Here is a 17,481-nt window from a genome sequence, read left to right as displayed (position 1 = left end):
GACGAAAAGTCAATCCACCCGAGCAGGAGGGCCGACGTGCAGCTGGGATTGGTCGGATTGGGACGCATGGGCGGGCCCATGGCGGCTCGGCTGGTCAAGGCGGGCCACGACGTGGTGGGCACCGACACCGCGCCCGACGCGGCGGCGGCGAGCCGCCAGGCGGGAGTCCGGGTGGCCGGCTCCATCGCAGCGCTGGTCGACCTGCTGACCCCGCCGCGCGCGGTGTGGGTCATGGTGCAGGCGGGTGCGGCGACGGAAGCAGTGCTGGACGAACTCGCCGAACTGCTGGAGCCGGGCGACCTGGTGGCTGACGGCGGCAACAGCGACTGGCGTGACGCCACCACGCGGGCGGACCGGTTCGGTGCGCGCGGCGTGCAGTTCGTCGACGTCGGCGTCAGCGGCGGGCGGCAGGGTTGGCGGCACGGCTACGGGCTGACCGCCGGTGGTGCGCCCGACGACGTCGAGCGGCTGATGCCCGTGCTCACGTCCCTCGCCGCGCCCGGCGCGGTGGCCAGGGTCGGTGAGCACGGAGCGGGTCACTTCGTGAAGGCCGTGCACAACGCGGTCGAGTACGGCTTGCTCCAGGCGTACGCGGAAGGTTTCGCGATGCTGTCCGCGCGGGACGGGCTGGACGCTCTGACCGCGATGCGCGTGTGGCAGGCGGGGTGCTCCGCCCGGTCGTTCCTGTTGGAGCAGACGGTCGAAGCCTTGTCCGGCGATCCCGCGCTCACCGGCGTCGGCACTGCTGTCGCGGACTCGGGTATGGGCCGCTGGACCGCGGAGGAGGCGATCCGGCTCGGGGTCGCGACCCCTGTGCTGACCGCGGCCCTGCACGCCAGGTTCACCAGTCGTGACGAGCAGCGGCGGGCGGACCGGCTGCTCGTCGCCGCGCGAGGCACGATCGGCGGGCACGAGACGCATGTCTGAGATCCGGGAACGCGCCCGCACCGTGCTGGACGAGCTGAGCCGCACCGTCGACGCGGTCGATCCCGTCGCGCTCGGCGGGCTGATGTCCGCGATCAGCGCCGCGCGCCGGGTGTACTTCGAGGCTAGGGGCCGCTCCGGGCTGGTGGCTCGGGCGCTCGCGATGCGGTGGATGCACCTGGGGCTCCCCGTCCACGTGGCGGGCGAGACCACCACACCCGCCATCGGCCCCGCGGACCTGCTGGTGTGCCTGTCCGCGAGCGGCCAGACGCCGGGCACGCTCGCGAGTGCTGCTGCGGCGCGCACTGCGGGTGCTCGGGTCGCCGCGCTGACCGGCGATCCCGCGGGTTCGCTAGCCGAGACCGCGGACATCGTGCTCGTGGTGCCGGGAGCCGGTTCCGCGCAACACGCGGGCTCGCTGTTCGAGCAGGCATGCCTCGTCCTCGGAGACGCCATGTGCGGTGTTTTCCAACGCACGCAAGGCATTCCGGACGCCGTGCTCAACCAACGGCACGCGAACCTGTTGTGACCGCCGGGCTCCCCGAGGCACCGCTGGCCGCAGCCGCCGGAGACGCCGACACGGCCGCCCGCCTCCTCTCCGCCGGTGTGGACGTCCTCATCGCCTACCACTCCAGCGTGTTGCGCAGGCGTGGTCTGCCCTCGGTCGCCGGACTGCTGCCCTGGGCGAACGCCAACGAACTCACGCTCGGTGTCCTGCCGAGTATCGCCGGGTCCGGCACGCTCTTCGCCACCGTCTGCGCGAACGACCCGCTTCGGCCTGCTTCCCAGGTGCTCGCAAGGCTCGTTGACCTTGGCGTGGCGGGAGTGCTGAACGCGCCGACCGTCGGCCTGCTCACGGGGCCTGTGCGTGCCGCCGTGGAACGAGCCGGGCTGGGCTTCGACCGTGAGGTCGAGTTGATGGCCCTCGCCGCGCGACACGGACTCCGGGCCTGGGGCTATGCCTTCACCCCTGCCCAGGCGACCGCGCTGGTGGATCACGGAGCGGAGGCCGTCGTGGTCCACCTCGGCATCACCGGCGCCGGCTCGCCCACCGCGCGCTGCGCTGCCACGCTCACTACCGTGGCTGATGCGGCGCGAGCGACCAATGCGGACGTGCGAGTTCTCGCCCACGGCGGCCCGTTGACCGATCCTGGGACGTTCGCCGAACTCTGCCGGAGTCTGGATGTCCACTGTGGATTCTTCGGGGCCTCGGTGTTCGAGTGCGCGGAAGACGTCGAAGCGGCCGTCCACGCGTGGCGGACCGTGCTCACACGAAAGGTGGCCGGATGACCGGCGAAGTGCTCACCGTCGACGATGTCGAGTCCTGGACCGGAGCACCGCTCGTGCTCTTCGTCGGCGTGCGGACCGCGGGCTCCCTCGTGCACGCGGTGTTCGACCGCTGGTCGGACGTCCTCGACAGGACATGGGTGCTGCGCGGGGTCGACCTGCCCATCGACACTCCCCCTGCCACGTACCGTCGCCTGCTCACCGCCATGCGCGGCAACCCGGCGGTGGTGGGCGCCGTGGTGACCGCGCACAAGCTCCGGCTGTACCGGGCATGCGCGGACCTGTTCGACCAGCGGGACCGGCTGGTCGAGCTGACCCAGGAGATCAACACCGTCGCCGCGGGAAGCACCGTCGCCTGCTACGCCAACGACGCCCGCTCGCTCGTCGAGATCCTGCCGTCGCTCGGACCGATCGCCGGGCGCGACGTGGTGTGCTTCGGCGCAGGTGGTGCCGCCACCGCCCTGTTGCTCGCCCTGCACTCCGACGGGCCGCGGCCGTCCCGGGTCCGGTTCGCCGACGTCGATCCGGCGGCGCTGACCCAGCTCGAAGCGATGGCCCGGCGGATCGGAGCCACACCGGACCTCGTCCGGCTCACCGGCCGAGCCGATGCCGACCGGCTGGTCGCCGAGCTGAGCGGGCCCGCACTGGTGGTCAACGCGACCGGGCTCGGCAAGGACGCGCCCGGCAGCCCGATCAGCGACCAGGCCCCGCTCGGCCCGGCCACCACCGCGTGGGACCTCAACTACCGGGGTGACCTGACATTCCTGCGACAGGCCCGTGATCGCGACGCGCCGACCGTGGACGGCTGGGACTACTTCGCCGCAGGGTGGGCCGCAGCGCTCGCCGCGCTCGCGTCGACCGAGTTCACCCCCGCACTGCTCGCGCGGTTCACCGCGGCAGCCGAACCGTTCCGGCCTCCGACTGGTGCAGCACTGCGCTAGTCGTCCCACTCCCATTGGATGCCGACGACGCCGGAGGTGCCGTCGGAGACGAGGACGTGGACGCCGTCGCGGTCGTTGAGCTTCAGCTCGCCGGTGATCCGCTTCGGGCTGTAGAGGTCGGCGCGCATGTAGGACTGGCAGCGGGCGGGGCGGCGCTCGGGGTGGAAGCGGACCTCCATCACGTACTGCTTCTCGTGGTAGCGGAAGGCGTGGGCGAACTCGGTGCTGCGGACGGGATGGCTGTTGACCCCCCGGTACTCGAAGACCCACGTGTCACCGGCGCGCAGGGTCTGGCCGAACAGCAGCTCGGCGACCATGACCGGGGAGCCGGGGTGCCTGCGGACGCGGCCGACCGAGCAGTTCTCCAGCGCCTGGACGCCGACCTTGTCGATCTCGGTGTTCTCTCCGCCGAAGTAGCGGATAAGGAACCGGTCGACGCCGTCACGGCGGGCGCGGATCGCGGTGCGGCACAGGTAGTGGCCGAAGCAGCCGTGCTCGTCGATGGCGACGCGGTTGTAGCGGTTGAGCACGGCGAGGTGCTCGGGCTGGGTGTCGTCGATCTCGGACAGCAGCTCGCCGAGCGGGCCGACGTGCTCGCTCAACCGCTGCGGTGTGGCACGGGCGAGCAGGGTCACCAGCGACAACCGCGGCAGGAACAGCACCTCCTCCAGCGCGCGGACCACGTGCTCGGAGTCGGCGCGGCCGGGGCGGCTGTGGCCGTGCTGCCAGTTGCTGAGGCTGGAGAGCCCGATGGAGACGCCGTGCCTGCGCAAATGTGCGCGCAACCGCTCCAGGGTCAGCCCGCGTTCCTTGATGGCCAGGCGCAGTGCCGCGTGGAAGGGGCCGGTGCGCAGGAGAGCGCCGAGCTCGCGAGAACGCCCGGTCTGGGTCACGACCGGAGTGTAAGCCGATCAGGGCCGTCAGATCCCGGTCTGATGCGGAGGCGTGTTCTCTGGATCGAACCGGGTCCGCGCGGGCCACTCGCGCAGCTCGGCCTCGCTGGGGTCGCGCATCTCCGAGTACACCTCGCGGCCGTCCTCGACGGTGTCACCGAGCAGGTCCAGGGTCTGGACGTCGATCAGCTCCCACTGGACGCGGCGACCGTCGGCGTTGAGGTAGCCGTGCTCGTCGCGGCGGGCGATCTCCAGCGCTCTGGCTCGGGCATCGGCCCACAGGCGTTCACCTGTGTCGGGCAGCTCGAAGACCCAGACGGAGCGGCTGATCGTGCTGAGGCCATCGCACTCGACGGTCGAGGCGTACCGCGCGGACGCGCTGAACCAAGGCATGTCCCCAGCATGCCCGAACCCGCCCCCGCGGCGCCCGTGTCCACAGTGGACTAGCGAACCCAACCCGACAGGTACTGGGCCCAGTCCTCGGGAGTGGCGGCGAAGTCCACGTAGACCGCCGCCCCGACGCGCCGACCTGGTGTCACGCCGAGGCGAATGCCCTTCACGGCCGCGGCGACGGTCTCCGCGAGCGTGTGCATGGGGCCGTCGTGGTAGGCCGGGACGCCGATCAGCACGTCCACCTCGGGTGGGACGACCTGCAGGGCCAAGCGGGTCTGCATGCGCAGATAACCGGTGTACGCGGACTCGACGGGAATCCCGGAGTCGTAGGACATCACCGCGATCTGGTCCACCCGCCGGGCGACCTCGCCGATGTAGGTCGCCGACCACCAATGCGGCTTGCCGCGGAGCGTCTGGCCGACGAAGTTGGTCCCGCGCACCGGCTCGATCTGGTTGGCCGAGACCGACAGCACCTTCGCCCGCGACCGCGTCATCTCCCGCGCCGTGGTCAGCACTTCGAGCAGATCGCGGTTTCCCTCCGGAACCGGCTCGAAGTTGTAGTGCACACCGTCGAAGCCGTCGTCGAGCACCTGTCGCCCGCTGTCCACGATGCGCGTGCGGGAAGCGGGGTCTGCGAGGTTCAGGCGGCCTTCGTCGACGACATTGCCCAGCCACGCCTGCACGCGGACGCCGGGCAAGGCCTTGTGCAGCGTGTCGACCAGCCATCGCGCGGACGGCCGCAGCGCGGGATCCAGCGAACCGTCATCGGACAGCGGACCCGAATGTACGTACAGGTCGCGGAACTTCGCCTCGCGGACGCGCGCGACCAAAGCGTCCACATCGGACTGCGTTCGCCGACCGTCCACCCAGGCGTGGCCCATCCACAGCGCGTCCGTGCCGCTCGCGCGCTCCGCCGAAGCCAGGTTCTGCGCCAGGAGCCAACCTCCGCCGCCGGTCACGACGAGGACCGGCGCGAGGACGACGGCCAGCGCGATGACCGCGCGGTGCACTCGCAGCTTGACCACAGCCACCACCCAGAACACGGCCAGCGCCACCAGGAGCGCGACCCACAACACGCTGTCGAAGCCCAGCAGCACTCTGACCTCGAACACCACCCCGGTCAGCACCACGGTCGCCAACGCGAAAACGGCCACCCGCAAGGACTTCGGCATGCGTTCGAAGCTACACGGTGCAGACATAGACAGTGTTAAGCACTGCTTGACGGCCGGGGCGCGCGGCGCGCATCGTGGGTCCGGTGATCGAGGCGAGGCAAGAGATCCGACAGCTGATCGAGAACTGGGCGCTGTGGCGCGACTCCGGCGACTGGGAACGGTTCGCCACCGTGTGGCACGACGACGGACGCATGGAGGCCACCTGGTTCCAGGGCACGGCGACCGAGTTCATCGCCGCCAACCGCCGCGGCTGGGAACGCGGCGTCACCATCCTCCACCTGCTGGGCGGCTCGTCGATCGACGTGGTGGGCACCCGTGCGATCGGCCAGACCAAGATGCAGATCCACCAGCGCGCGGCGGTACACGACGTGAGCTGCGATGTGGTGTGCACCGGCCGCTTCTACGACTTCTTCGAGCACCGCGACGGGCGTTGGGGCCTGGTCTGGCGACAGCCGATCTACGAGAAGGACCGCATCGACCCGGTCGATCCCGCTGCCGTTCTGTCGCTCGACGAGGACCTGCTCGGCCGGTTCCCCGAGGGCTACCGCCACCTCGCCTACCTCCAGACCCTGCTCGGCTACGAGGTGGTGGCGGGCATGCCGGGGCTGCGCGGGCCCGAGGTCGCCGACCTCTACGCGCGCGGTCGCGAGTGGCTGGCCGGGAGCACCGGCCACCCCGCCGGGGTCCACGCGGGGAGCCCGGCATGACCTTGCAGGCGCAGAACACGGTGGTAGCTCGGGTCGGTCCGAGCATCTCACCGGTCAGGGTGGCCGAGGAGTTCGCGCTCACGTGCGTGCTGCTGTTCCTGGTCGTCAGCTCCACCCGCTGGGTGCTCGATCCGGCTTCGCCGCTGCACGTCGCGGATTTCGGGCTGGCCCTGGCAGCCCTCGGGGTGTTCAGCGGCGTGCTCGTCGCCGTCCTGATCCTGTCCCCTCCCGGCCAACGCTGCGGCGCCCACATGAACCCGGCGATCACCATCGCCGTGTGGCTGTTGGACGCTTTCCCAGGTCGGCAGGTCCTGCCTTACGTGGGCGCGCAGCTCGCGGGCTCGGTGACCGGCGTGGGCCTCGCCCGTCTGACCTGGGGCGAGGCCACGGAGAACGTGTCCTTCGCGGCCGTCCGCGCGGCGCCCGGCTGGGAGCCGGCGGCGGTGTTCCTCGCGGAGAGCGGCCTCATGATCGCTGTCGTCGTGCTCGTCGGATTCCTGCTGGCGAGCCCGTCCCGCACGCGGTTGATGCCCTACGCCATCGGTGTCGTCGTCACGTTCGTGATCACCGTGTTCGGCCCGCTCAGCGGCGGATCGGTCAACCCGGCGCGGCAGTGGGGCCCGGCCCTGTTCGCCACCGGGCTCGGCGGAGACCTCTGGATCTACCTCACCGCTCCGGTCCTCGGCGCCGTACTGGGCGCGGGCGTGCACTACTTGCTCGGCGCCAGGGCCACGTCGAAGCGCGCGTAGCGAAACGGAGCGGTGACGCCGTAGCGGGCGGCCTCGGCGGGATCGTCGACGGACTCGAAGTCCACGACGAGATCGCGCTTCACCGCGAACACGGTGTCGGAGTCGATGTACTCGCTCTCGGAGTCGAACGCGTGCGTGGTCACCGCATGATGTCCTTCTGCCGCAACGATGAAGTGCACGTGCGCGGGCCGATAGGGATGCCGCCCGGCCGCGGCCAGCAGCTCGCCGACCGGGCCGTCGACGGGAATCGGGTAGGGCGCGGGACGCACCGTGCGGAACCAGTAGCAACCGTCCTCGTCCGCGGTGAACAAGCCGCGACCGTTGCCCTCGGGCAGGGTTCCGGGTTGCTGCACGTCGTAGAAGCCCTTGTCATCGGCCTGCCACACGTCCACGCTCGCGCCAGGCAACGGATTGCCGTCGGTGTCGGTGATCCGGCCCTCGATGACGCAGGGCGTGCCGTCCGCGACGAGGTCGACGGAGTCACCGAGTCCACGCGGCGGGCTGGCGACCATGTGGAACGGGCCGAGCACCGTGGCCGGGGTGGCCTCGGTGGTCACGCCCTCCGCCTCCAGCGTCTCCACCAGCATCGACACGCCGAGCACGTCGGAGAGCAGGATGAACTCCTGGCGCGTGCCGGTGCACGCCTGGCCGGTGCGGGTGAGGAAGTCGATCGCCTTCTCCCACTCGGCCATGCTCGGGCGGACCTCGCGCACGAAGGCGTGCAGGTGCCGGGTCAGGGCTTGCAGCACCTCGCGGGCGCGCGGGTCCGGGGCGGCGTCGAAGCTGGCGCTGACGATGGCGGCCGACTCCTCGGCGGTGAAATCCACCGGCCAAGGGTCGCCCAGCCGCTCCCGGAGTGTCAAGTAGCGCTTAACACCTGCGCCCGGTAGCGTCGCACCGTGCCCGACGCCCTCCCGCCCCAGACGCTCGGCGAGCGCCTGCGCTCGGCCCGCGCGGCCGCCGGGCTGGGCGTGCGCGAGCTGGGCCGCCGCATCGGCGTGAGCGGCAGCATGATCAGCCAGATCGAGAAGGGGATCAGCCGCCCCTCGGTCAGCACCCTCTACGCGATCGCCAACGAGCTGGGCGTGACCCTCGACGGCCTGTTCACGCCCGCCGCTCCGGCCGAGCCGGTCACCGTGCGGCGCAACGGCGAGCACTCCGTGATGCCGCTGGGCGAGGGCGTCACCTACACCCTTCTCGGCGTTGACCACGAGCGCGCGCTCCGCTTCCTCCGGATCGTCTTCGAGGTGGGCGGGGTGTCGGGCGCTCCGGACTCCGCCATGCGGCACGGCGGCGGCGAGTACGGCTACGTGCACTCCGGACGGCTCGGCGTCACCGTCGGGGACGAGACCCACGAGCTCGGCCCAGGCGACACGGTCACGCTCGATCCCCAACTCCCCCACCGCATCTTCAACGCCGGCGACATCCCGGCCGAGCTGTTCTGGGTGTTCGTGGGCCGCTGAATTCCCGATCCACGGGAATGGGATAGGTCGGCGTTCGGGGCGCTGTCTAGCTTCCCGCTATGGGAACGACAGCCGACACCGTCATCGCCGGGGTGGTCCACACGGCGAAGGGTTCCTTCGAGCGCGGAGCGGTGTTCATCCGCGACGGCGTGATCACCGAGGCGCACACCGGCGACCTGCCCGACACCGGCAGCGCGCGCCTGATCGACGTCGGCGAGTCGTACGTGCTGCCCGGTGTGGTGGACGCGCACGTGCACTCCTACTCCCACGCCGGTGAGGGCCTGCGCGCGTCGACTTCGGCCGCGGCGGCGGGCGGGGTGACGACGATCGTGGAGATGCCCTTCGACGCCTCGAGGCCGATCAACACCGTGGAGCGGTTGAAGACGAAGCTGGAGAAGGTCGACGCCGAGGCGGTTGTCGACGTCGCGCTGCTCGGCACGCTCGAACCGGGTGGTGGCTGGCGCCGGGCCGAGGACCTGGTCGGCGCGGGTGTCGTCGGCTTCAAGGTGTCGTTGTTCGACACCGACCCGATCCGGTTCCCGCGGATCAACGACGGCGAGCTGCTCGACGTCTCCGTGCTGTGGACCGTCTGCGTCTACGCTTTGGTGATCTACCTGCCGACCTACTACCGCGATCCGGCCGCCGGGTTGGGGTTCACCTCGCAACAGTCGTTCCTGGCGTCGCTCGTGGGCAATGTCGTGCTGGTGATCGGCTGCATCGTCGCCGGACGCGCCGCCGACCAGTTCGGTCCGCGACGGGTGTTGACGTGGGGTGCGAGCGGTTTGCTCGTGATTCCTTTGCTGTGCTTGCTGTTGCTGCACGCGGTGCCGAGCGTTCCAGTGCTCGTCGTCGTGCACTCCGTGTTGTGCGCCAACGTCGCGGCGTTCGTCGGTGTCGCTCCGTCCACGATGCCGCGCGTCTTCCCCGCTTCGGTGCGCACGACCGGGCTGGCGCTGAGCTACAACGTCGCCGCGATCTTCTTCGCCGGGTTCACCCCGGCACTGCTGACCTGGGCCATCGCGCGGTTCACCGTGTACGCGCCCGCGCTCTGGGTGACCCTCGGCGTCGTCGCCTGCCTGGCCTCGCTTCCCGCTCTGTTCCGGCACATCGATTCCGTCAACGCCGCGGAGGAGAGCCATGCGTAACTGGTCCGCCGCGCTCGTCGTCCTCCTCGTCGCTCTCGTCGTGCCCGCCTCTGCTGCCGGGCTTCCCGCGCCCGTGACTGTGCAGCTGGACGGGGACCACCTCGACTGGCCGACGATGGTCCGGTTCCTGCACGCGGACCGGGTTTCTGTCCGCTTGACCGACCAAGCGCGGCAGAAGATGGTGGACACCCGTCGTGGCGCGCTGGCCACTGTCGAAGCGGGACAACGGGTTTACGGGTGGAACCAGGCGTTGGGACCGTTGAAGGGCCGCCCGCTCGGCCTGGATGAGCAGCGCGAGTTCCAACGACGGGTGCTGCGCTCGCACGCCGCCGGAGTCGGCCCGGCACTGCCCTTCCCCATCGCGCGGCTGGCTCTGGTGCTGCGGGCGAATGCGATGGCGCGGGCGGCCATGGGTGTTCGGCCCGAGTTGGTGGACCGGATGCTCGGCCTGGTCAACGTGGGGATCGTCCCGGTGATGCCCGAGATCGGCTCGCTCGGCACCGGTGACCTCCAGCCGATGGCAGCGGCGGGCCTGGCCATGATGGGCGAGGACGTCCCGGTTCTCTTCCGCGGCAGGCAGCTTCCCGCGAGTGCGGCCTTCCGGACAGCTGGACTTCCGCAGCAGTTCGCGCTGGAGGCCGGTGAGGCGTTGCCGGTGGTCAGCGGAGGAAGCGTGCTCACCGCGCGCTACATCGACGCGATCGACCGATCCGGGCAGGCCCTCGACAGCTTCGCGGCCGCGTTCGCGCTGTTCCTCGAAGCGACGCGGGCGGAGCAGGGCGCGTTCGACGAGCGCACCCACACCGAGCGGCGCATCCCCGAAGAGGTCGAAGCCGCACGGCAGATCCGTTCGCTGGTGTGCGGAACACGCTGGATGACCGACGAAGGACGCCGCGTCTCCGGGGAGGCCGATCCGCGGGTCCAGGACGCCACTTCGGTACGCGCCGCCCCGCACGTCCTCGGCGCGTTCCGCCAAACCCTGCACACCGCAAGGGAAACCGTGACTCGGGAGGTGAACGCGTCCACCTCCAACCCGTTGCTGTTCGCCAAGCCCGGCGGCGGCTACGAGTTCGTCATGGGCGGCAACTGGGCCGCCGCGCGGATCGGCCACGAGATCGACGCGCTCAACGCCCAGGTGGCCGATCTCGGCGTGCTGTCGGAGAACCTGTCCGGCAGGCTGATCGCGCCGAAGTGGAGCTACGGCCTGCCCGCGAACCTGGCGGGCGGGCCGGTCGGCCTGAACTCGGGCATGGTGCAGGTGGTGACCGTGGCCTCCGCGCTCGTGCCGGAGATGCAGCTCGCCGCGAACCCGGCGGGCACGTTGTCCCGGCCCGTCAAGGGCGGCCAGGAGGACCACAACACCATGGCCATGGCGTCCATGCGCAACCTCGCCGCGAACCTCGAGGCTGGACACGGTGCTCGGCGTACAGGTCATGCTGGGCGCACAGGGCATCGACCTCATCCGGCCGAAGATGACCGCACTGGATCCCGGTCGCGGCACGTCCGCCATCCACTCGCTGGTGCGCCAACGCATCCAGCCGCTCACCGACGACCGGTACATGACGCCGGACGTCGAGGCCGCGACCGCGCTCGTGCGCGATGGCGCCCTGTCCCGCGCGGTTCACGCCTCGACGACAACCCCGTGTGCTGCGTAGCGCGTTGACCTGGTAGCAAGACTCGCCCTAGAACGGTGCGGGTTCGGCGATGGGTTCGAGTTCGGTCTCGATCACCCTGCCACTCGGCGTCGTCCATACATGCGTCCCATCCGGCCGGTTCTCACAGGACCAACGGGAGTGGGTCTTCATCCGGTGATGGTGCCTGCACTTGGGCCGCAGGTTCGCGATGGTGGTGTTGGTGCCATCGAACGGGCAACAATGATCCAGGTCGCAGCGGTGCGCGGGCTGGTTGCAGCCGACCATCGTGCACGTCGGATACCGCGCGTTGATCAACTCCCGTTGCGCCTGGGTCGGCCGGTAGGTGGTGATGTGCTCGGCCATCCCCGTCACTGGGTCTGTCAGGATGCGCTTCCAGATCCCATTCGCCGCGACATCCGCCACGATCTCCGCGGGCAGCGGCCCGTACCCGGCGAGCATGACCGGGTCTGTGGTCAAGCCGAGGATGTTGGTGATCGGCATCGTGAGGTTCACGCACACCTCACCCTGCGGGGCGGGTGTTTCCTTGCCCATCAACAGATCCGCGGCGACATCGGATCGTTTCTGGTCCAGCGTTCGGTCGTCTTTCGGTAGTGCCCGCGCGATGCGGTCGATCCGATCGAAGGCCAAGGCCGCGTCGAGGGCGGGCAGGACGACACGCAGCGAGCACATGCCGTCGTCGAGGTTGAACTTCTCCACCAACCGCTGCTTCCGCTTCTCCTCATGACGCCGCAACGCCGCTTCAGCGTCAAGCTTGAGGACATACCGCCGGGCATACCGTTGAGACGCGGTGTAGTTATGCGTGGCCGCATGCGCAATCAGCACCGGTTCAGCAATCGCCTGGTTGGCCGCGTCCAGGACACTGACCTGATCGATGATCATCAACGCCTTGCCCTCATCGATCCGACCCTCCGACAACGCCTCCAACACCACCCGGTGCTCCACCAGCGACATCGCCCGGTCGACAAGTTTGTTGCCCTTGACCTGGGAGACACGCAGCAGCGGCATCAAGACATCCCCCGCGTACTGCTGCACTTGCGGATCGAGGTCGTCATAGAGCTTCATCAGGGTTAAGGCGAAGTCCGCGACAGCCTTACCGATCGCGGCGTAGGCGGCGACGAGGTCGTCTTCGATATCGGCAGCGGCCATACCCTTATTTTAGCGTCTGCAAATAGTGGATCATGGCTCTACGGAGTGCACTTTCCCTTACGCCCCAACGGTTTCAGCAAACGAAAGCCGGTTCCAGCTGGCGCGAGGTAAAGCTGGGACGGTCGGCTTTACCTGGGGTGCGCGTGCCATACGCTTCCCGCGAGGGCCGGAGTTTCATCCCGTGCCCCCGAAAGGCCCACGGGCACGCGCAAGGGGCCCCAGGTCAAGCCGACCCCCGCTGGAACCAGCCAACCCCGCCGGAACCAGCCGACCCCCTGGAACCAGCCAACGTCACCGGAACCAGCCAACCCCACCGGAAGCCCAGCCCGCGCCGGAATCAGCCAACCAACAAACAGTCAGACCCGATCGAGCTTCCGCCCAAGCACATCACGAACGTAGATCTCGACGAACTCCGGCAACCAAGGCGAACCGGCGATCCTGTCGAAGACCTCGACGATCCGCTCGTTCGGCGCGTCAGTGAGGTGGACGATGCGCCACAGGTTCAGCGGCCGGTCCTCCTCACCGCCCACCGCGTGCTCCACGTGGAAGATCGGCTGGCCGGTGTCGGCGTGCAGCCGCTCGCCGTGCTCGTCGGCGCACTCCGCGGTGCCGATGAACGTCACGGCCTGACGGGCGTGGTCGAGCCGGGTCTGTTCCAGCACGAGTCCGTAGGTGGCCGGGTCCAGCCACCGGCGTTGCCGGGAGCGCCGGACGAACACATCCGCTCCGCCCCAGGCCGCCGCGCTGCCCGGCTCGACGACGAACGGGATGAACAGGTCCGGCCGCCGCGCTTTCCGGACCTCGTTGTCCCACAACATGGTCCGGGTGAACACCAGCGGCTCGTCGAGGCGGTACCGCTCGGCGAGCACCTGGTTGACGTCCACCGGCGGCAGGGTGAAGCGGGTGTTGGCGGGGTCGGCCCACGCCCGCTCGAACACGTCCTCATGGTTCAGCATGATCAGCGCCTTCTCCCTCGGTTGTCGTCGCGGCGCCGGGCCGGACCGCGTCGCGCAGCGCTCGCAGCCCCTGCGCGAGGCCGTCCAGCTCGGCCGGGCTGAGCGGATCGACGACACGCCGCTGGATGACAGCCAGCAGCGCGGGCAGCTCGCCGCGAAGGGCGTCGTGACCGGCGTCGGTGAGCACGGCCCAGCAGCTGCGCCGGTCGGTCGCACAGAAGTCCCTGCGCACGAGCCCCCGGCGCTCCAGCCGATCGACGATCCGGGTGACGCCGCTCGTCGACAGGCCGGTCTGGGTCGCGAGGTCGCTCATCCGCAGGCTCCGCCCGGGCGATCGGGCCAGCCGCAGCAGCGCGTCGAAGTCACTGCCCGCCAGGCCGTGCTCGGCGTGCACCGCGGTCAGCTCCGCGATCAGCCCGGCGTGGACCTCGATCAGCAGCCCGACCACGGTCAGCCGGGGGTCGTCGAACGGCTCGTCGGTCACGAAGCCGACCGTAGCAAACTAGTTGCACGTGGGATATTCCCCGCAGCAACTTCTTAGCGAAGCTGGGCGTTCAGCCGGGCCGCCTGCCGGGTGAGGTGCTCGCATTCGCGCAGGTTGGATGCCGCCCGGGCCGCTTTGGCGTAGAGCCGGGCCGCCGTCGCCCGGTCTCCGGCCCGCTCGTGCAGGTACGCCGACGCGGCGGTGTACCTGGGCAGCCCGGGGTCGAGCTCCGCCAGCGCGGCCAGCCCGGCCCGTGCGCCGTCGGCCTCGCCGACCGCGACGGCGCGGTTGAGGCGGACCACCGGGTTGTCGGTGAAGCGCAGCAGTTCGTCGTACCACTCGACGATCTGCACCCAGTCGGTCTCGTCGGCCGTCTGGGCGTCGGCGTGCAGCGCTGCGATGGCGGCCTGGGCCTGGAACTGCCCCGGCCGATCGCGCGCGAGGGCCGCCTGGAGCACGTGCACGCCCTCGGTGATCAGGCCGGTGTCCCACAGCCTCCGGTCCTGCTCGGCGAGCGGCACCAGGCTGCCGTCCGCGCGGGTCCGGGCCGGGCGCCGGGCGTGGTGCAGCAGCATGAGTGCCAGCAGACCGTCGACCTCCTCGTGCTTGGCCACCGCCGCCAGCTGCCGAGTGAGCCGGATCGCCTCGGCCGCGAGGTCGACGTCGCCGGAGTACCCCTCGTTGAAGACCAGGTAGAGCACGCGCAGCACCGTGGCGACGTCGCCGGGCCGGGTGAACCGGACGCCCGAGACGGTCCGTTTGGCCCGGCTGATCCGCTGGGCCATCGTCGCCTCGGGCACCAGGTACGCCTCGGCGATCTGCCGCGTGGTCAGGCCGCCGACCGCGCGCAGCGTCAACGCGACCGCCGAGGACGGCGTCAACGAGGGGTGGGCGCACAGGAAGTACAGCTGGAGCGTGTCGTCCACGTCCTCGCCCGGGCCCGGCTCGGGCTCGGCGTCCACCAGCTCCTCGCGCCGCCGCCGGGAGGATTCCGAGCGGACGGCGTCGAGGAACCTGCGCCAGGCCACGGCGACCAACCAGCCCTTGGGGTCCCGAGGTGGATCATCCGGCCAGGTGCGCACCGCTTCGACCAGCGCGTCCTGCACGGCGTCCTCGGCCGCCGCGAAGTCTGCTCCGCGGCGGACGAGGATGCCGATCACTGCGGGGGTGAGGGTCCGCACCAGGGCGTCGTCCACCGCGCGTCACTCCGTGATGGTCGGAGGCTCCGTCAGGAACGGACGCACCTCCAGCCACTCGTGGATCGGCTGCCCACCCGCGCCGGGGGCCGCGGACAGCTCGCCCGCCAGCTCCAGCGCGCGGTCGTGGCTGTCCACGTCGATCACCATCCAGCCGGCGATCAGGTCCTTGGTTTCGGCGAACGGGCCGTCGGTGATCGGCGGGCGCCCCTCGCCGTCGTAGCGGACGAACGTGCCCCCCGGGGCCAGCGCCTGGCTGTCGACGAACTCGCCGGTGCCCTCCAGCCGCTCCGCGAAGTCCCGCATGTACTGGACGTGGGCCGAGACCTCCTCCGGCGTCCACTGGTCCATCGGCACGTCGTTGACCGCCGCGGGCGCGCCACGGTAGTGCTTGAGCAGCAGGTACTTGGCCATGGTGATCTCCCTGGGTGCGTCGCGGCCCATTGTGGCCGCTTTCGCACCCGGGACGGAGCCGGCTCCGGGTTCTCGACATCCCCCGCGACTTTTTCCGAAGATCTTCGGCAGGGCGGCTCACCAGGGCAGACTGGTGCCGTGATCGACGATTTCGCGAAGGAGTACCTGCACGGCGAGCTACGGGAGAGCCGGGAGGCGGTGCTCGGGAAGCTGGACGGGCTCGGCGAGTACGACGCCCGGCGCCCGCTGACCGGTACCGGGACCAACCTGCTCGGCCTGGTGAAGCACCTGTCGACCTGGGAGGCCCGGTACTTCGGCGAGGTGTTCGGGCGCCCGTTCCCCGAGCCCCTGCCCCGGTGGGACGACACGTCCGCGCGTGGTACCGATCTGTGGGTGACCGAGCACGAGACGCGCGCCGAGATCGTCGACCGCTACCGGCGGGTGTGGGACCACGCCGACGCGACGATCGACGCTCTGCCCATCGACGCCCCGGGGCATGTGCCGTGGTGGCCACGCCCCGACGTGAAGCTGTTCAACGTCCTTGTGCACATGCTCACCGAGACCAACCGGCACGCCGGGCACGCCGACATCCTCCGCGAACAGCTCGACGGACCTCCGCAGGACGCGTTCTGGGAGAACCACTGCGCGAAGATCGAGCACGCCGCCAGAGCGGCCGGGCATCACATCGCAGGCAGTCCGAGCGACCGCAACGCGTGATGGGCGACGGCCAGGTCCGGGACGAGGCGGAAGTCCCGGGCCACCTGCGCCACCGCGCCCGGCAACGTGGTTGAGCTGGAGGGCGAAACTCCACTCGGGCATGAGGAGCTGTTCCTTCAGCGCCGGTGGTCGCGGACAAGTCACTCGATGCGTTTGGCTTCATCACCGGGATTCTTCGGCGTGCCGGAAACCGTGCTGCGTGACCTGCACGAGCAGCAGATCACCCACCTCCAGCGGTGGCCGTTCTTGTCCGACCGCACATCGCACCCGGAGGCCTGGGCTCGTTCCAGCGCGGCGGACGACTTGATCGGTGGTCGCGGTAGCCGATCGTCCGGGACCGGCTCTAGCGTGCTGCGCATGACCGAGTTCCGCGACCAGGACCTGTCCGGCGCGCGCTTCGTGCGCACCAACCTCCGGGGTGCCGCGTTCAACCACGTGTTCCTCAACGACGCCGATCTGCGCGCTGTCGACTTCCGCGGCGTGCGCATGCGCGGCGTCGAGCTGGTCGACGTCGAGATCAGCGCCGAGCTGCGCAACGTCGTGGTGAACGGCGTCGACATCGCTCCCCTCGTGGAGGCGGAGCTGAACCGCCGCATGCCCGAGCGCGCGAAGATGCGGGCCGAGGACGCCGGGGGTTTCCGCGAGGCGTGGGCGATCCTGGAACGGTTGTGGGAAGGCACGCTCGCGCGGGCTCGGCGGCTTCCCGAAGCCGAGCTGCACCGCAACGTCGACGGCGAGTGGTCCTTCATCCAGACGTTGCGGCACCTCAACTTCGCCAGTGCCGCGTGGGTTGGCCGGATGGTCATCGGCACCGCTTCCCCTTGGCACGCCTTGGATCTGCCGTGGGACGAGGCTCCCGGATGGGACGGCATCCCGTGGGACCGCGAGGCGCGTCCTTCGCTCGACGAGGTGTTGGCGGTGCGGCGCGAGCGCCAGGCCATGGTCCGTTCCGTCATGGAGTCGTTGACCGATGAGCGCCTGGCATCGACGGTGACCCGCACCGAACCCGGTTGGCCGCAGCTGGAAGGCTTCCCGGTCAAGACCTGCCTGCGGATCGTCCTCAACGAGGAGTGGGAGCACCGCCTCTACGCCGAGCGCGACCTCCCTTCCGCGCAACCCGAATCCGGTGCACCAGAACAGGGCCGGCTCGGTGATCGGCTCCGGTGAATTCCCAAGCAAGCCAAAGGAATCTGTGAGGCCCTCCGCAAGCCGAAGAACGCAGGCCCCAGCTCGACCCGC

20 protein-coding genes are annotated in these 17,481 nt (G+C 70.2%); 11 read left to right on the top strand and 9 right to left on the bottom strand.

The genetic code is table 11. The annotated features are described in order from the left end of the window. The first annotated feature begins 36 nt into the window (after window positions 1-36). The 4 genes from BLT28_RS07030 to BLT28_RS07015 are packed head-to-tail and all read left to right on the top strand — an operon-like array spanning window position 37 to window position 3,152. Window positions 37-927, top strand: coding sequence for an NADP-dependent phosphogluconate dehydrogenase (locus BLT28_RS07030; protein WP_030433297.1), 891 nt, complete (start codon window positions 37-39; stop codon window positions 925-927). Continuing rightward, on the top strand, window positions 920-1,453 hold the full coding sequence (gene hxlB / locus BLT28_RS07025; protein ID WP_030433298.1) for a 6-phospho-3-hexuloisomerase: 534 nt from the start codon (window positions 920-922) through the stop codon (window positions 1,451-1,453). Before BLT28_RS07030 ends, hxlB begins: the two co-directional genes overlap by 8 nt. Next, window positions 1,450-2,214 carry a phosphoenolpyruvate hydrolase family protein gene (locus BLT28_RS07020; RefSeq protein WP_052408144.1) on the top strand — a complete coding sequence of 255 codons (765 nt, stop codon included), beginning with the start codon at window positions 1,450-1,452 and terminating at the stop codon, window positions 2,212-2,214. Before hxlB ends, BLT28_RS07020 begins: the two co-directional genes overlap by 4 nt. After that, the gene (locus BLT28_RS07015) at window positions 2,211-3,152 is read left to right on the top strand and encodes a hypothetical protein (RefSeq protein ID WP_052408145.1); all 942 of its coding nucleotides are present in this window, start codon (window positions 2,211-2,213) and stop codon (window positions 3,150-3,152) included. Before BLT28_RS07020 ends, BLT28_RS07015 begins: the two co-directional genes overlap by 4 nt. On the opposite strand, the gene BLT28_RS07010 is transcribed toward BLT28_RS07015, so the two are convergent. The 3 genes from BLT28_RS07010 to BLT28_RS40820 are packed head-to-tail and all read right to left on the bottom strand — an operon-like array spanning window position 3,149 to window position 5,610. After that, on the bottom strand, window positions 3,149-4,045 hold the full coding sequence (locus BLT28_RS07010; protein ID WP_030433301.1) for a hypothetical protein: 897 nt from the start codon (window positions 4,043-4,045) through the stop codon (window positions 3,149-3,151). The genes BLT28_RS07015 and BLT28_RS07010 overlap by 4 nt on opposite strands. Window positions 4,046-4,072: 27 nt before the next feature. Beyond that, complete coding sequence (locus tag BLT28_RS40825; RefSeq protein WP_030433302.1) at window positions 4,073-4,438, bottom strand: DUF4288 domain-containing protein; 366 nt, start codon at window positions 4,436-4,438, stop codon at window positions 4,073-4,075. 50 nt (window positions 4,439-4,488) lie between these two features. After that, entirely contained in the window at window positions 4,489-5,610 is a 1,122-nt protein-coding gene (locus BLT28_RS40820) for a glycoside hydrolase family 18 protein (protein WP_162184939.1), read from the bottom strand. Window positions 5,611-5,693: 83 nt separating this feature from the next. On the opposite strand from BLT28_RS40820, the gene BLT28_RS06995 reads away from it, so the two are divergent. Together BLT28_RS06995 and BLT28_RS06990 are read left to right on the top strand one after the other, a co-directional pair. Then, a complete protein-coding gene (locus tag BLT28_RS06995; protein WP_231950664.1) occupies window positions 5,694-6,317 on the top strand; it encodes a nuclear transport factor 2 family protein in 624 nt (207 codons plus the stop codon). After that, complete coding sequence (locus BLT28_RS06990; RefSeq protein WP_052408146.1) at window positions 6,314-7,066, top strand: MIP/aquaporin family protein; 753 nt, start codon at window positions 6,314-6,316, stop codon at window positions 7,064-7,066. Before BLT28_RS06995 ends, BLT28_RS06990 begins: the two co-directional genes overlap by 4 nt. On the opposite strand, the gene BLT28_RS06985 is transcribed toward BLT28_RS06990, so the two are convergent. Further along, the gene (locus tag BLT28_RS06985) at window positions 7,027-7,893 is read right to left on the bottom strand and encodes a dioxygenase family protein (protein ID WP_030433306.1); all 867 of its coding nucleotides are present in this window, start codon (window positions 7,891-7,893) and stop codon (window positions 7,027-7,029) included. The genes BLT28_RS06990 and BLT28_RS06985 overlap by 40 nt on opposite strands. A gap of 72 nt (window positions 7,894-7,965) precedes the next feature. On the opposite strand from BLT28_RS06985, the gene BLT28_RS06980 reads away from it, so the two are divergent. Genes BLT28_RS06980 through BLT28_RS06970 form a run of 3 tightly spaced genes read left to right on the top strand, consistent with a single transcriptional unit; the run spans window position 7,966 to window position 11,337 of the window. Further along, a complete protein-coding gene (locus BLT28_RS06980; RefSeq protein ID WP_030433307.1) occupies window positions 7,966-8,529 on the top strand; it encodes a helix-turn-helix domain-containing protein in 564 nt (187 codons plus the stop codon). A 59-nt stretch (window positions 8,530-8,588) separates the two neighbouring features. Continuing rightward, entirely contained in the window at window positions 8,589-9,674 is a 1,086-nt protein-coding gene (locus tag BLT28_RS41745; protein ID WP_231950663.1) for an MFS transporter, read from the top strand. After that, window positions 9,667-11,337: an aromatic amino acid ammonia-lyase gene (locus tag BLT28_RS06970; protein WP_052408147.1), complete on the top strand. Its 1,671-nt coding sequence runs from the start codon at window positions 9,667-9,669 to the stop codon at window positions 11,335-11,337. Before BLT28_RS41745 ends, BLT28_RS06970 begins: the two co-directional genes overlap by 8 nt. A 19-nt stretch (window positions 11,338-11,356) precedes the next feature. On the opposite strand, the gene BLT28_RS06965 is transcribed toward BLT28_RS06970, so the two are convergent. From BLT28_RS06965 to BLT28_RS06945, 5 genes are all read right to left on the bottom strand, one after another. Then, entirely contained in the window at window positions 11,357-12,475 is a 1,119-nt protein-coding gene (locus BLT28_RS06965; RefSeq protein ID WP_083383680.1) for an HNH endonuclease signature motif containing protein, read from the bottom strand. Window positions 12,476-12,831: 356 nt separating this feature from the next. Beyond that, window positions 12,832-13,431 carry a hypothetical protein gene (locus BLT28_RS06960; protein ID WP_030433639.1) on the bottom strand — a complete coding sequence of 200 codons (600 nt, stop codon included), beginning with the start codon at window positions 13,429-13,431 and terminating at the stop codon, window positions 12,832-12,834. Further along, complete coding sequence (locus BLT28_RS06955) at window positions 13,418-13,915, bottom strand: MarR family winged helix-turn-helix transcriptional regulator (protein WP_030433640.1); 498 nt, start codon at window positions 13,913-13,915, stop codon at window positions 13,418-13,420. Before BLT28_RS06955 ends, BLT28_RS06960 begins: the two co-directional genes overlap by 14 nt. Window positions 13,916-13,968: 53 nt before the next feature. Beyond that, window positions 13,969-15,111 carry an RNA polymerase sigma factor gene (locus BLT28_RS06950; protein ID WP_030433641.1) on the bottom strand — a complete coding sequence of 381 codons (1,143 nt, stop codon included), beginning with the start codon at window positions 15,109-15,111 and terminating at the stop codon, window positions 13,969-13,971. 6 nt (window positions 15,112-15,117) lie between these two features. Further along, complete coding sequence (locus BLT28_RS06945) at window positions 15,118-15,525, bottom strand: YciI family protein (RefSeq protein WP_030433642.1); 408 nt, start codon at window positions 15,523-15,525, stop codon at window positions 15,118-15,120. 138 nt (window positions 15,526-15,663) lie between these two features. Between BLT28_RS06945 and BLT28_RS06940 the strand changes: the two genes are divergently transcribed. Both BLT28_RS06940 and BLT28_RS06930 read left to right on the top strand, forming a co-directional pair. After that, a complete protein-coding gene (locus BLT28_RS06940; protein WP_043814292.1) occupies window positions 15,664-16,242 on the top strand; it encodes a DinB family protein in 579 nt (192 codons plus the stop codon). 147 nt (window positions 16,243-16,389) lie between these two features. Continuing rightward, entirely contained in the window at window positions 16,390-17,409 is a 1,020-nt protein-coding gene (locus BLT28_RS06930) for a DinB family protein (RefSeq protein WP_197683987.1), read from the top strand. The last annotated feature ends 72 nt before the right edge of the window (window positions 17,410-17,481 follow it).

The organism is Allokutzneria albata (assembly GCF_900103775.1).
GTDB lineage: Bacteria > Actinomycetota > Actinomycetes > Mycobacteriales > Pseudonocardiaceae > Allokutzneria > Allokutzneria albata.
The sequence above is the reverse complement of the archived record's forward strand: the minus strand, read 5'-3'. Positions and strand labels throughout refer to the sequence as shown.

What these genes read in the sequence shown, in the direction of transcription:
- hxlB (WP_030433298.1), top strand. Translation starts at nt 920, where the DNA reads ATGTCTGAGATCCGGGAACGCGCCCGCACCGTGCTGGACGAGCTGAGC.
- BLT28_RS07015 (WP_052408145.1), top strand. Translation starts at nt 2,211, where the DNA reads ATGACCGGCGAAGTGCTCACCGTCGACGATGTCGAGTCCTGGACCGGA.
- BLT28_RS40825 (WP_030433302.1), bottom strand. Translation starts at nt 4,438, where the DNA reads ATGCCTTGGTTCAGCGCGTCCGCGCGGTACGCCTCGACCGTCGAGTGC.
- BLT28_RS40820 (WP_162184939.1), bottom strand. Translation starts at nt 5,610, where the DNA reads ATGCCGAAGTCCTTGCGGGTGGCCGTTTTCGCGTTGGCGACCGTGGTG.
- BLT28_RS06990 (WP_052408146.1), top strand. Translation starts at nt 6,314, where the DNA reads ATGACCTTGCAGGCGCAGAACACGGTGGTAGCTCGGGTCGGTCCGAGC.
- BLT28_RS41745 (WP_231950663.1), top strand. Translation starts at nt 8,589, where the DNA reads ATGGGAACGACAGCCGACACCGTCATCGCCGGGGTGGTCCACACGGCG.
- BLT28_RS06970 (WP_052408147.1), top strand. Translation starts at nt 9,667, where the DNA reads ATGCGTAACTGGTCCGCCGCGCTCGTCGTCCTCCTCGTCGCTCTCGTC.
- BLT28_RS06965 (WP_083383680.1), bottom strand. Translation starts at nt 12,475, where the DNA reads ATGGCCGCTGCCGATATCGAAGACGACCTCGTCGCCGCCTACGCCGCG.
- BLT28_RS06960 (WP_030433639.1), bottom strand. Translation starts at nt 13,431, where the DNA reads ATGCTGAACCATGAGGACGTGTTCGAGCGGGCGTGGGCCGACCCCGCC.
- BLT28_RS06945 (WP_030433642.1), bottom strand. Translation starts at nt 15,525, where the DNA reads ATGGCCAAGTACCTGCTGCTCAAGCACTACCGTGGCGCGCCCGCGGCG.
- BLT28_RS06930 (WP_197683987.1), top strand. Translation starts at nt 16,390, where the DNA reads ATGCGTTTGGCTTCATCACCGGGATTCTTCGGCGTGCCGGAAACCGTG.